Source organism: Vibrio sp. 2130-1, assembly GCF_033339515.1.
On record NZ_JAWOUT010000019.1, the window covers coordinates 29,775 to 42,090 of the forward strand.

14 protein-coding genes are annotated in these 12,316 nt (G+C 45.2%); 4 read left to right on the forward strand and 10 right to left on the reverse strand.

What is annotated here, in order from left to right; translation table 11 throughout:
- The first annotated feature begins 55 nt into the window (after positions 1–55).
- A complete protein-coding gene (plsB, locus tag R7Q09_RS21180) occupies positions 56–2,482 on the forward strand; it encodes a glycerol-3-phosphate 1-O-acyltransferase PlsB (RefSeq protein WP_053307422.1) in 2,427 nt (808 codons plus the stop codon).
- A gap of 63 nt (positions 2,483–2,545) precedes the next feature.
- Here the strand turns inward: plsB and ubiA are convergent, their stop codons facing one another.
- On the reverse strand, positions 2,546–3,400 hold the full coding sequence (ubiA, locus tag R7Q09_RS21185) for a 4-hydroxybenzoate octaprenyltransferase (protein ID WP_005378684.1): 855 nt from the start codon (positions 3,398–3,400) through the stop codon (positions 2,546–2,548).
- Positions 3,401–3,940, reverse strand: coding sequence for a chorismate lyase (locus R7Q09_RS21190; protein ID WP_080955994.1), 540 nt, complete (start codon positions 3,938–3,940; stop codon positions 3,401–3,403).
- Positions 3,941–4,101: 161 nt separating this feature from the next.
- Between R7Q09_RS21190 and R7Q09_RS21195 the strand changes: the two genes are divergently transcribed.
- Positions 4,102–4,512 carry a flagellar basal body-associated protein FliL gene (locus tag R7Q09_RS21195; RefSeq protein ID WP_005378687.1) on the forward strand — a complete coding sequence of 137 codons (411 nt, stop codon included), beginning with the start codon at positions 4,102–4,104 and terminating at the stop codon, positions 4,510–4,512.
- A 62-nt stretch (positions 4,513–4,574) separates the two neighbouring features.
- Here the strand turns inward: R7Q09_RS21195 and glpG are convergent, their stop codons facing one another.
- From glpG to ftsY, 6 genes are all read right to left on the reverse strand, one after another.
- Positions 4,575–5,417, reverse strand: a complete 843-nt coding sequence (gene glpG, locus R7Q09_RS21200; RefSeq protein ID WP_318071177.1) for a rhomboid family intramembrane serine protease GlpG — start codon at positions 5,415–5,417, stop codon at positions 4,575–4,577.
- Positions 5,417–5,737, reverse strand: a complete 321-nt coding sequence (gene glpE / locus R7Q09_RS21205; RefSeq protein WP_005378691.1) for a thiosulfate sulfurtransferase GlpE — start codon at positions 5,735–5,737, stop codon at positions 5,417–5,419. Before glpE ends, glpG begins: the two co-directional genes overlap by 1 nt.
- Positions 5,738–6,230: 493 nt before the next feature.
- A complete protein-coding gene (gene rpoH / locus R7Q09_RS21210; RefSeq protein WP_005378693.1) occupies positions 6,231–7,088 on the reverse strand; it encodes an RNA polymerase sigma factor RpoH in 858 nt (285 codons plus the stop codon).
- A 176-nt stretch (positions 7,089–7,264) separates the two neighbouring features.
- Positions 7,265–8,233, reverse strand: coding sequence for a permease-like cell division protein FtsX (gene ftsX / locus R7Q09_RS21215; protein WP_005378695.1), 969 nt, complete (start codon positions 8,231–8,233; stop codon positions 7,265–7,267).
- Positions 8,223–8,897 (reverse strand): cell division ATP-binding protein FtsE, encoded by a 675-nt coding sequence (gene ftsE / locus R7Q09_RS21220; protein ID WP_005378697.1) that lies wholly within the window; start codon positions 8,895–8,897, stop codon positions 8,223–8,225. The genes ftsX and ftsE overlap by 11 nt, the downstream gene beginning before the upstream one ends.
- A gap of 22 nt (positions 8,898–8,919) precedes the next feature.
- Entirely contained in the window at positions 8,920–10,158 is a 1,239-nt protein-coding gene (gene ftsY / locus R7Q09_RS21225; protein WP_262643799.1) for a signal recognition particle-docking protein FtsY, read from the reverse strand.
- Positions 10,159–10,388: 230 nt separating this feature from the next.
- Between ftsY and rsmD the strand changes: the two genes are divergently transcribed.
- Positions 10,389–10,988 (forward strand): 16S rRNA (guanine(966)-N(2))-methyltransferase RsmD, encoded by a 600-nt coding sequence (rsmD, locus tag R7Q09_RS21230; protein WP_213877895.1) that lies wholly within the window; start codon positions 10,389–10,391, stop codon positions 10,986–10,988.
- A gap of 25 nt (positions 10,989–11,013) precedes the next feature.
- Positions 11,014–11,280: a DUF1145 domain-containing protein gene (locus R7Q09_RS21235; protein ID WP_005378704.1), complete on the forward strand. Its 267-nt coding sequence runs from the start codon at positions 11,014–11,016 to the stop codon at positions 11,278–11,280.
- Between the two features lie 57 nt (positions 11,281–11,337).
- On the opposite strand, the gene R7Q09_RS21240 is transcribed toward R7Q09_RS21235, so the two are convergent.
- Both R7Q09_RS21240 and R7Q09_RS21245 read right to left on the reverse strand, forming a co-directional pair.
- A complete protein-coding gene (locus R7Q09_RS21240; RefSeq protein WP_005389671.1) occupies positions 11,338–11,922 on the reverse strand; it encodes a YhgN family NAAT transporter in 585 nt (194 codons plus the stop codon).
- 106 nt (positions 11,923–12,028) lie between these two features.
- The gene (locus R7Q09_RS21245) at positions 12,029–12,250 is read right to left on the reverse strand and encodes a YecH family metal-binding protein (RefSeq protein WP_005378711.1); all 222 of its coding nucleotides are present in this window, start codon (positions 12,248–12,250) and stop codon (positions 12,029–12,031) included.
- Positions 12,251–12,316 lie beyond the last annotated feature (66 nt).

The following is a 12,316-nucleotide window of genomic DNA, read 5'->3' on the forward strand; positions in this document are numbered from 1 at the left end:
CGGAAACTGAAATAAGGTTAGGCCTGTTTGAATACCTATTGAGGCTGTGAACTTTATGTCTTCTGGACAATCATTTTCACGTTCATTACTAAAACTACCTTTATCGGTACTGGTAAAGGGCACCACAATCCCGTCGAACCCGATTGAAGATCTGAACATCGACCTAACTAAACCGATTGTATATGCCCTGCCGTTCCGCTCGAACGTGGATTTGCTGACACTGCAAAAACAAGCCATGAGCCTTGGTCTACCCGACCCGCTCAGCCCGCTGGAAATCAATGGCAAAACGCTGAACCGTTTCGTCTTTATCGCTGCGCGTCCAACTGTGATGAACAACGATAATGATGTCCCAACAGATTCTGTCTCTCTGTTCACTGACTTACTGGAACTGCACAAGCTGGATAGTGAGTTGGATGTTCAAATGATCCCTGCAACCGTGCTTTGGGGTCGTAAGCCAGGTAAAGAAGAGAACCAAAAGCCTTACCTTCAACCGATGAATGGTCCGCAAAAAGCCAAAGCGGTAATGGCGGCGGGACGCGACTGCTTAGTTCGCTTTAGTCCTGTGGTATCTCTGCGTTATATGGCAGACTCTCACGGTACCGACAGCGCAATTGCGCACAAACTGGCTCGCGTGGCGCGTATCCACTTCTCACGCCAGAAACTGGCTGCTTCAGGCCCAAACCTGCCACAACGACAAGTGTTGTTTGCTCGTTTACTAAAATCTCCAGCTATTGAACTGGCGATTGCTGACGAAGCCAAGAGCAAAAACATCTCGATTGATAAGGCACGTAAAGAAGCCCACGACATCATGGATGAAATCGCCGCCGACTTCTCCTACAGTCTGGTGAAAAACGGCGACCGCATCCTGAGTTGGTTATGGACAAAACTATACCAAGGTTTGCACATCAATAACGCCTCGACTGTGCGTCGTTTAGCGCAAGACGGCCACGAAATTGTGTACGTTCCGTGTCACCGTAGTCACATGGACTACCTGCTGTTGTCTTATGTTTTATACCATGAAGGCATGGTGCCTCCGCACATTGCGGCAGGCATTAACTTGAACTTCTTCCCGGCCGGTCCGCTTTTCCGTCGTGGTGGGGCGTTCTTTATTCGTCGTAGTTTTAAAGGCAACAAACTGTACTCAACCATTTTCCGTGAGTATCTAGCTGAGCTGTTTGCCAAAGGCTATTCAGTCGAGTACTTCAGTGAGGGTGGTCGTTCACGTACAGGTCGCTTACTGCAAGCGAAAACGGGTATGCTGGCTATGACCATCCAAGCAATGCTACGTGGTCTAAACCGCCCAGTAACACTAGTGCCGGTCTACATCGGTTACGAGCACGTAATGGAAGTAGGCACTTACGCGAAAGAGCTGCGTGGCAAACGCAAAGAGAAAGAAAACGCAGGGCTTGTACTGCGTACTCTGCGTAAACTGCGTAACTTTGGTTTGGGCTATGTGAACTTCGGTGAGCCAATTCAGCTCAACCAATACTTGAACGAGCATGCTCCTGAGTGGACGAAAGACATCGACAGCATGGGTGGTAACAAACCACAATGGATGAATCCTGTGGTGAACGACCTCGCTAATAAGATGATGACGCACATCAATGATGCGGCGGCGGCAAACGCGTTGACCTTGTGTGCAACCGCACTGCTTGCTTCTCGTCAACGTGCACTTTCTCGTGACTCGCTGATCAACCAGATCGAGTGTTACTTAAAGCTACTCAAAAATAATCCGTACTCAAGCACCTCCACTATCCCTACCGAAAGTGCTGAGGAGTTGGTCGATCATGCAATTTCGCTTGATAAGTTCGTGATTGAAACCGATAGCATGGGTGACATCATTTCGCTGGACCGTAGCCAATCGATCCTGATGACTTACTATCGCAACAACATCATTCACTTGTTCGCTCTGCCGTCATTAATTGCCCAAATGCTCATTCGTCAGCGCAACCTTTCGGTAGCCAAGATTCAAGCTAATGTCGCGCAAATCTACCCATTCTTGAAGAAAGAGCTGTTCTTAAGTTACCAAGAAGACGAGTTGGATGAATTGGTCGTTAAAACACTGCATGAATTTGCCGATCAGAAAATGATTAGTCTTGATGGTGATAAGCTGGAAATCAATCAATCGAACAACCAGCCTTTGGTTCTGTTAGGTCGTACGATAACTGAAACGCTGCAACGCTACTCTATCGCGATGAACTTGCTTGTTGCTTACCCTGAGCTGGGTAAATCGGACCTAGAGCAGAAGAGCCAAGATATTGCTCAGCGCCTAGGGCGTCTGCACGGTATTAATGCGCCAGAATTCTTCGATAAAGGTGTGTTTACCGCGATGTTCAATACGCTCAAACAGCAAAAATACCTCGATAACGATGGTAACTGTGACACGAAGAAAACGCAGCAATTTGCACGGCTACTGTTCACTCTGCTTTATCCAGAAGTGAAACTGACGATCGAAGAGAGTATTCACCAACTTCGGTCGTAACCGTTTTATCTTCTTTCAATAAGAAAAAGGCATCCAATCGGATGCCTTTTTCTATTTCTTCGCTTACCAAAATGCGACCAGTAACCCTATCGCTATCACCATGCCAACATAATTGTTGTTAAGGAAAGCCTTAAAGCACAACTCACGCTCACGGTGACGAATTAAGTGCTGCTGATAAACAAACAACGACGCTGCAATCAAAAGGGTCCAGTAGTAACTTTGTCCCAATTGATAGAACTGCCCTAACCAAACCAACATCGCGAGTGTAATCAGTTGCAACACACCAATAATAAGCTTGTCATGACGACCAAACAGAATTGCCGTCGATTTAATGCCAATCTTTAGATCATCATCTCGGTCTACCATCGCATATTGAGTGTCGTACGCAATGGTCCACAAAGCGTTAATGAGGAACAAAAACCAAACAATCAATGGTAATTCCCCAGTTTGTGCAGCCCAAGCCATTGGAATCGCCCAGCTAAAAGCCAAGCCTAAAAATAGCTGTGGAATATGAGTGTAACGCTTCATAAATGGATAGATGAACGCCAACACAATACCAGCGAAGGATAGCTGAATCGTCAGCGGGTTCATGGTCAGCACTAACAAAAACGAGCTGATACCCAAAACCAAAAATAATCCAATCGCTTCTTTTGCTGTCACTTTCCCTGATGGCAGTGGACGTTGCTTAGTACGCTTTACATGGCCGTCGACTTTGCGATCTGCAAAATCATTAATCACGCACCCCGCACTACGCATTAGGAATACACCCAATACAAACACGATAAATACATCCCAACTCGGCATCCCTTGGGCTGAGATAATTAGCGCCCAAATAGTTGGCCACATCAGTAACAGTGAACCGATCGGGCGATCCATGCGCATCAGTTGCCAATATGCTTTGGCTTTTTCTGCGGACATTTACACTGTCTCCTTAGCGTAAACTGGTGAATTAGATAAGAATAACTCGGCGACTAGCATCGGTTTGTGATTCATCCACAACCTTGAGCGTCGCGCTAACAAACGTCCTTCTGGTACGGCTACCCATCCCATTTGCAAAGAGTCTCGCTCAACGTTGTCTGCGCTAAACACAGTTAGTCCTAGTGGGATATCCCCTTGTTGAGCCAAATCATACTGCTGATCAACTAAGGTTGAGCGAGGAATTAATGTCCGTCCGATAACCCAGTTATCATTGTCACCACACAAAATTACCTCTCGCAGTAAGCAATCTTGTTCGGACAATAACTGGCTTTCGTCCTGTTTTAACGTCGCCGCAGTGACGATCTGATTTTGTAGCAATTCTACCGTTAATGCTTGGCAGTGTTGCTTTAAACGACGTGACAAAGACCCTTGCTCTTCAAGCCAGTGCTTGGCAAATTCATTTGGAAATTCGAATTCGTCGGGGTTTTGCCACTCTACTTCCAATAAAGAAGCAAGATAGAGTGATGTTGGCTGATTCATACTAGTATTCAATTGGAGGCTTTATGCGTACAATAAAGCAACAACTTACCGTCCATAGTAATGTATGTAACCGTAAGTTCCGTTATTTGTTATAGACGGCCCATTGTATCAAGACTGAAGCGATTCGAATATCGCGATCCAGAGAAAGAAAAGTTAGAAATATGTACAAACGTTATATAGCCCAAATTATTTTTGCGTTAACCATACTATTCGCCGCACCAAGTTGGGCTGAAACGGAAGAAGCTGGACCTAAGTTGGCATACTTTACCCTAGAGCCTGATCTCACTACTAACTTTTACACCAAAGGCAAAAAGTTAGGTTATGTGCAAGTGCGCATCGACATCATGGTAATGAGTCAACAAGATTTATCAGTTGTTGAGCATCACCAACCTTTGATTCGCGATGCAGTGATTGAATTATTGGGTAAGCAAACAGAAGATACGATTAAGTCCCTTTCTGGCCGAGAAGATCTGCGCAAAACTTTAGTGACGACCCTCAACGAAACGCTTTTGCCTGAAACAGGTAAAACCATCATTGCCGATTTGTTGTTTACAAAATACCTTTATCAATAAACCCAAATCCGTTTTGAACATAAAAAAGACCGCTCTTGAGCGGTCTTTTCATTTCATCTGCTTTAGGCTTGCTGTTGGTATTTCATCTTGCCTGAATCAAACAGCGCAATCGCCATCCCCGACAGTAGCCCAACTAAGTGAGCGGTGTTTGCAATCGCCATAAATGGCTGCACAAAACCAAGAACTAACCATACCAACATAAAGACGATGATTGGCTTGGGTAGCGTAAGGCCTAAATGTGGCAAGCGGTAACCCAGTATCCACAAATAACCAAGCAGTGCATAGACCACGCCAGACAAGCCGCCGAAGTTAGCCCCTTCAACATAGAACTGGCCTGCCCCTGAAAGCGCTGCCGACACCACAAAGAGTTGCAATAGCTTACCGGAACCGAGACGACGTTCGATGTCGCCACCCAACTGCCACCACCATAGTAAGTTAAACACGATGTGAGTTACTGAAAAGTGCAGTAACGCATGACTTAGCCATCGCCACACTTGCCATTGTTGCCCCTCAAAAGCCGGGAAGTGCAACAACTTAAGCACGCCATTGCCAAAGCCAAACATTTGTAACAAGTAGATGATGATACAGACTGTCATGATCAGCAAAGTCATGGGGCCAGCTTTCGCTTTGACCATGCTTATGATACTCGGGCTGGAATAATGAAATGTGCTCTTACGAGTATCGGCAACGTCCCACGAGGCGGCGCTGTATTTTGAATCAGACGGATTAGCAAGGAACTGCTTAAGTTCGGCTTCCGCTTCTATTTCATGCTGGCTATCAGTCAGCCACAGCGCAAACTGCCCATCTCCTTCTGGCATCATTTCGATGTCAATTTGGCGAGAGGCCATATAATCAATAAAGGCTTGCGCCATACGTGGATTATTTAACGTTACCAATCTCTTCATTAACTTCTCACTATCGGTAGTTCTGCTCGATGCCAGGCTTCAAAGCCACCATCTACACTGTACACCTGTTCAAAGCCTTGGTTAACCAAATATTGCGCTGCACCTTGGCTACTAATGCCGTGGTAACACATCACTAGAATAGGTTGTTCGAACTCCACTTCATCCATAAACGCAACGATCGTATCGTTAGTTAAATGATACGCGGACTCCGCATGCGCAACGGCAAACGATTGAGGGTCACGGATATCTACAAGCTTCGCATCACCCTGCTCGAGCAGCGCTTGCGCACCTTGTACATCGATATGCTTAAACTGATCCATTTACTTTCTCATTGTCTTATTAATATACCCAAGCAACCTCGAACCTAACGTACTAATCAGCACCCGTGGTACAGCATAAAATCCATATTTGAAGTTGCTTGGGTATACTGCCGCTATTGTAACCTATCCAACGGCAAACTTAGACACATGGATAATCAGGGTTTTCAAAAGTGTACACATTCCAACCATTTGTGGATAAAGCTGTGAATTGCGTTGATAAAGTGTATTTGGATCTTTTGATCCACAATATGTAGTGATGATCCTGATCTAACTGTGTGTATATCTATAACTATCCCCAGATGGAAAAGTGCTTGAATCCCTTACTTTGTCCGGGTTTCGAACAGTTGATAAATAATTACTTCACAGAGTTATACACAGGTAGCACATAAAATCCGGATCGCAAACGCTATCGATTTTCGATCGACAATAAAAAAGCCGAGATCACATGATCTCGGCTTTCTATGAAAATCTTACTTTCAATTAGCAGTGGAAATTAAAATTCACCCACGGCCAATTTTAGTTTCTTCATTGCATTTTTTTCTAGCTGGCGAATACGCTCGGCAGAAACACCGAACTCATCAGCTAAGTCTTGCAATGTTGCTTTCTCATCATCTAACCAACGAGAACGCACGATGCGCTGACTACGCTCATCCAAACTCGCTAATGCATGACCCAAGCGATTGTTGGTGTGCATTTCCCAGTTGGCGGCTTCAATGTTGTCGGCCACATCAGACGATTTGTCTTCTAGGTATAGCATCGGCGCTGTGTAAGCGTTTGAACTGTCGTCTTCATCAGTTGGCATATCAAAGGTTGAATCCACCGCCGCTAAGCGTGATTCCATCTCGCGAACTTCAGAAGGCTCAACACCTAACTCGCGCGCAACGGTTTCCACTTCACCGTTGTTAAACCAACCCAAGCGCTTTTTCGACTTACGCAGGTTGAAGAACAATTTACGTTGCGCTTTAGTGGTCGCAATTTTCACGATACGCCAGTTACGTAGCACGTATTCGTGGATCTCTGCTTTGATCCAGTGGACAGCAAAAGAAACCAAGCGAACCCCTACTTCTGGGTTAAAACGCTTAACGGCTTTCATTAGACCGATGTTACCCTCTTGCACAAGATCCGCCATCGGCAAACCGTAGCCAGAGTAACCACGAGCAACGTGAACAACGAATCGTAGGTGCGAAAGAATTAGACCTTTTGCAGCCTCAATCTCACCTTTATAGTGTAATCGTTCTGCCAGCTCACGCTCTTCGTCTGCAGTCAGCATTGGGTAGCTGTTTACTGAGCGAATATAGCTATCAAGGCTATCTTGCGTGACTAGAGCCATCGGATACGCTTCTTTTGTCATTCAATTCCTCATCAATCTCTGATCTGGAGCATTACATTGCAATTTAGCTTCGATATCTTGAACTCAAAATGAACAAGTTTCAAGAAGGGGAAGCAATTATCCATAAACATTTGGTCTAAGCAAGGGTTCAAAATTAGCTAGTGCTAATAAAATCCAAGTAATAAGACCGCCATCACTTAAACTGGTTCAATTTCTTTTAAATGTCGTTGCGCAGAAAAACGCGCCGCAATACATCCCAAAAGACTCCCAATGATGATTAATAACAAAGATTCATCCCAACTTAGACCAATCAGGCGGAACTGGCTATCGTACAACGCAGCAAGGTCTTCCACCGCACTATTCATGACAATGGTCACTAAAGCCGTTACCAACCACGCAATAGTGGCACCTAACACGCCAAACCACATGCCTGTGTACAAGTAAGGGCGCAGAATAAAACTGTCCGTCGCACCGATCAGTTTCATGGTTTGAATCTCTTCTTTATTCGCCAGCACATTAAATCGCAATGTATTGCCAACGATTAAAAATACCGCACCGAGCATCAGTACTGTCAGGGTAATGACAATAATACTCGCGAGAGTTTTGATGGCATCAAGACGCGCCAGCCAGTCTTCGTCAAGTCTCACGTCGGTCACATCTTGTTGCTCTCGAACGTCTTTGGCTAATGACTGAATATCACTTTTTAGCTCCGAATCTGGCGTAATCACCAACACACCAGGTAGCGCATAGCCACTTAAAAGACTGATAGCTTGGTCGAACCCTGCATATTGGCTTAAATCAGATAGACCTTGTTGCGGTGAAATATATTCTACCTCTTTTACCAAAGGCCAAGTTTCAATTTGATCTTTGAGAACCATCACTCGCGCATCCGGCATGCCTTCAACTAAGTAAGCACTAACTTGTGAAGGAGAAGCGACATCTTCCGCTGCCCCCGCAACGTTTTTCCCCAATAGATACAAACAAGCTGGCATGGCAAGTGCCATGGAGATGACCGCTAGGGTCAGAATGTTGCCTAGTGGTCGTTGCCATAAGGCGCTAAAAGAGGATTTAGCTTGTTTTGCATGGACAGAGAAAAAACCATCGGTATTCGCACGCTTGGCACTGCGGCCTTTCCCCTTCTTTTGGGAGTGCTTGTTACCTGCCATAGTCTTCTACCTCACTTAGGAAGCCTTGGTTCAATTCAAAATGACGATACTGTGGGCGAGTGTTTACTAACCCCACATCGTGCGTGGCAAGTAAGATTGTCACGCCCGCACGGTTAAATTCTTCGAATAGACGCAACACACGGTTGGATAATTCTGGGTCAAGGTTACCCGTCGGCTCATCAGCCACCAGCAACGTTGGTCGATTAACCACAGCACGGGCAATACCGACGCGCTGTTGCTCACCACCAGAAAGTTGACTAGGTAGACAACGAGCTTTATCGAGTAAGCCTGTTTTATCTAACGCCGCAGAAACACGGCGTTTGATTTCGTTTTCAGAAATCGATTCGATACGCATTGGCAGAGCGACATTGTCGTACACACTGCGATCCATCAATAGGCGATGATCTTGAAAAACAATCCCAATATTGCGGCGCAAAAAAGGGATGTCTTTGCCTGGAATACGCGTAATGTCGTGGCCATTAAAATGGATTTTGCCATCGGTTGGTCGCTCTATCGCGCAGATCAATTTCAGCAAGGTACTTTTACCAGCCCCGGAATGTCCGCCTAAAAACGCCATTTCACCGCGCCTCAGGTGAAAATCGACTTTTTGCAGTGCTTGTCGACCACCTCGGTAAGCTTTGCTTACTTGCTGAAATTTGATCACCGTTGATTTCCTCTAACTCTTTTTATTCTTCACGACTAAACAGTGCGTCAATAAACTCTTGAGTTTCAAATGGACGCAAGTCTTCGATACCTTCACCCACACCAATGTAACGAATTGGAATACCGAACTGATCAGCAATAGCGAAAATTACGCCGCCCTTGGCTGTACCATCCAGCTTAGTCAAAGTAATCCCGGTTAGAGGGGCAACATCACTGAAAAGTTTCGCTTGGCTAATGGCATTTTGTCCTGTACCTGCATCAAGCGTTAGCATGATCTCATGTGGTGCAGAGTCATCAATTTTCTTCATCACACGTACAATCTTACGCAGCTCTTCCATTAAGTTCGCTTTGTTCTGTAGACGACCTGCTGTATCAGCAATCACCACATCCACACCACGTGCTTTTGCCGCTTCAATCGCATCATAGATAACAGAGGCACTGTCTGCGCCAGTATGTTGAGCAATCACAGGAACATTATTACGTTCACCCCACACTTGTAGCTGCTCAACCGCTGCGGCACGGAAAGTATCGCCCGCTGCAAGCATCACTTTTTTGCCTTGAGTTTGGAACTGCTTCGCTAGCTTACCGATGGTCGTGGTTTTACCCACGCCATTTACACCCACCATCAAGATGACGTAAGGCGTTTTGTTGCTATCGATTTCTAGTGGCTGTTCGACTTTAGAAAGAATCTCAGCCATTTCTTCTTTCAACAAACCATAAAGGGCTTCGCCGTCTTTCAGATCGCCACGTGTGGCTTTTTCTGTCAGGTTGTTGATAATTTTTGTTGTGGTATTCATGCCCACATCAGCAATAAGCAGTTGCTCTTCTAGCTCTTCAAATAAGTCCTCATCGATTTTCTTACCGCTGAACAGACCGAAGAAGCCAGCACCAATATTTGCTTTTGTTCGGCTTAGGCTGCGTTTCAGACGAGCAAAAAAGCTTTCTGTTGGCTTTTCTTGTTCTTGAATACGAGGCGCGGCCGATACGACTTCTGGCTCCTCTGCTTCTGCTTCTGCTTCTGCTTCTGCTTCTGCTTCTGCTTCTGCTTCTGCTTCTGCTGGGGCAGCCTCTGATTGTTTCTCTTCTTCTTCAAGTTCTGGCGTTGCTTCCGCTTGCTCAGCAACCGCTTCGGTTTGCTGCTCTTCAGAAGGCGCTTCCACTGCTTCTTCTTTTACTGTTTCTTCAGTTTTTGGTTTTGGGCTTTGTTCTTCGTCACCAAAACCTAGCCACGAAAGTAATCCGCGCTTCTTTTTTTCCGTCATCTGGGGCTATCCTAGATTGTTCTTTTATCTATTAATGACTCTTTTTTGACAAGATTATTATCTGTCTAAAAAAGGCTAATGACAAAGTTCTGAAAACTTTCCGATTAGGTAATTCTAATCTTATTAGTGTTACACTCTGTCATCTTGAATATTCTGGGCTGTATCCAAACTCCAAGCTCATTGCTTGGGCGATTAGATATAGTATCACTTTATTAGCGGTCAAAAAATCTATGGTAAGACGTCGCCAGCAAAACTCATCACAAAAAAAGCCAACAACGGGCTTTGTTCGCATTATTAGTGGCTTATGGAGAGGCAGAAAACTTCCTGTACACGATGCTGAAGGCTTACGCCCCACGACCGATCGCGTCAAAGAAACGCTGTTTAACTGGTTAGCTCAAGATGTACCACAGGCAAAATGTCTCGACTTGTTTGCTGGCTCTGGCGGCTTGGGATTTGAGTCAGCTTCGCGCCAAGCAGAGCAAGTGACCATGGTTGAGCTAAACCCACAAGCTTTCCAACAGTTACAAAAGAATATTGCCTCTCTTAACGCGAACAACATCCAAGTGGTAAATACCGACGCACTGAGTTTTTTGAAGCAACCGGGTTCTGCTCATCATGTGGTGTTTATTGACCCACCGTTTCGCAAAGGTCTATTGGATGAGACCGTGGCTCTGCTAGAACAAAATGGCTGGCTCGCGGAAGATGCGATGATTTATATTGAAACAGAAAAAGAACTCAATATTGCCGACTTACCAGAAAACTGGCAATTACATCGAGAAAAAACAGCAGGCCAAGTGAGCTATCGTCTGTACGAACGTACCTCCGCATAACGCCTCGATTTAAAAGGATACTTAAATGAAAGCACTAATTATGCTGGCCAAAGCGGCTATCGCCTTTGTTTGGTTAGTATTAATCCTAAATATTTTTATGCCCTTTCCCGGCAATGCCGCGATTGCGCTTTACATCATGACCGCTTTTTTGTTCATCATGCACGGTTTACAAATGGCCATCTTCATTGGTGCATTTGGCGACAAAATAAAAATGAGCAGTTGGGAAAAATATTCAATCCTGATTTTTGGTATTTTTGCCCTACTCGATATTCGTCGTAAACACATGATGTAATCGCTCAGATACGAAAAAGCCGCTCTTGTGAGCGGCTTTTTTTCTGCGTTTTGTTCGTCACCCAATGTAACTTTTTACACCATCCAAGAACATTTGAGTGGAGATCATCACCAGTAACAAGCCCATTAAGCGTTCTACCGCCTTCAAGCCACGTTCACCCAACAAGCGATTAAAGAAGCCATAAAACATCAGTATAAAAAATGTTGCGCCCCACGCAATTACGACTGATGCTGACATTTCCAACATTTTCTCTGGATGTTGCGAAGACAGTAAAAGCAAGGCTGCAATCACTGAAGGGCCCGCGATCATAGGAATGGCCATCGGAACAATAAAGGGCTCCTCGCCTGCTGCCAGTCCAGTGATGCTGCCAGCACTCGGGAAAATCATCTTAATCGCAATAATGAAGAGAATAATGCCACCTGAAATGCTGAGCGTTTCTGGCTGGACATGCAAAAAACTTAAGATGCTTTGTCCTGCAAACAGAAACAGCATCAAGATCAGTAAGGCAAACAGTAGTTCACGAATCAATACCTTACGACGACGCTTGGGATCGATATGTTTGAGAATAGACAACACAATCGGCAAGTTACCGAGGGGGTCCATGATTAGAAACAGCATGGTCGCTGCAGAAAGAATGTCCATATTCTGGCCTCACCTAAAAAATGGCGGCCAGTGTATAGCAAACTGACAACATGAGTATATGACTGAGGGCGAAAACACCATATTCACCCTCGATCTTAGCCGCCGTTTAGTGATTGCAAACTCGCGCCATATTGACCACAAACTTACCTTCAAGCTCACGAATTTTGTCGCGCTTGAGCAAAAATGCTAGTAATGCATCTAAGTCTAGATCATTCAGTTTACAGGTGTGAAAGCGAACGCTAGCGCCAAAGTGCTGTGTGAGGGCTTCGCGATCCATTGGTGTTTCTCTAAGTAGGTTTAGCAGCTCGTGAGCATGGATTTCACTCATTATTGACTCCAGTTATCAAGAACAATGCGTTCAGTTTACTGAAATCCTCAAGAGCTGCTTTGACTT

Bases quoted from the DNA above. Each gene is read 5' to 3' on its own strand.
- plsB (WP_053307422.1), top strand. From the start codon at position 56: ATGTCTTCTGGACAATCATTTTCACGTTCATTACTAAAACTACCTTTA.
- ubiA (WP_005378684.1), bottom strand. From the start codon at position 3,400: ATGTCCGCAGAAAAAGCCAAAGCATATTGGCAACTGATGCGCATGGAT.
- R7Q09_RS21190 (WP_080955994.1), bottom strand. From the start codon at position 3,940: ATGAATCAGCCAACATCACTCTATCTTGCTTCTTTATTGGAAGTAGAG.
- R7Q09_RS21195 (WP_005378687.1), top strand. From the start codon at position 4,102: ATGTACAAACGTTATATAGCCCAAATTATTTTTGCGTTAACCATACTA.
- glpG (WP_318071177.1), bottom strand. From the start codon at position 5,417: ATGAAGAGATTGGTAACGTTAAATAATCCACGTATGGCGCAAGCCTTT.
- glpE (WP_005378691.1), bottom strand. From the start codon at position 5,737: ATGGATCAGTTTAAGCATATCGATGTACAAGGTGCGCAAGCGCTGCTC.
- rpoH (WP_005378693.1), bottom strand. From the start codon at position 7,088: ATGACAAAAGAAGCGTATCCGATGGCTCTAGTCACGCAAGATAGCCTT.
- ftsX (WP_005378695.1), bottom strand. From the start codon at position 8,233: ATGGCAGGTAACAAGCACTCCCAAAAGAAGGGGAAAGGCCGCAGTGCC.
- ftsY (WP_262643799.1), bottom strand. From the start codon at position 10,158: ATGACGGAAAAAAAGAAGCGCGGATTACTTTCGTGGCTAGGTTTTGGT.
- rsmD (WP_213877895.1), top strand. From the start codon at position 10,389: ATGGTAAGACGTCGCCAGCAAAACTCATCACAAAAAAAGCCAACAACG.
- R7Q09_RS21235 (WP_005378704.1), top strand. From the start codon at position 11,014: ATGAAAGCACTAATTATGCTGGCCAAAGCGGCTATCGCCTTTGTTTGG.
- R7Q09_RS21240 (WP_005389671.1), bottom strand. From the start codon at position 11,922: ATGGACATTCTTTCTGCAGCGACCATGCTGTTTCTAATCATGGACCCC.
- R7Q09_RS21245 (WP_005378711.1), bottom strand. From the start codon at position 12,250: ATGAGTGAAATCCATGCTCACGAGCTGCTAAACCTACTTAGAGAAACA.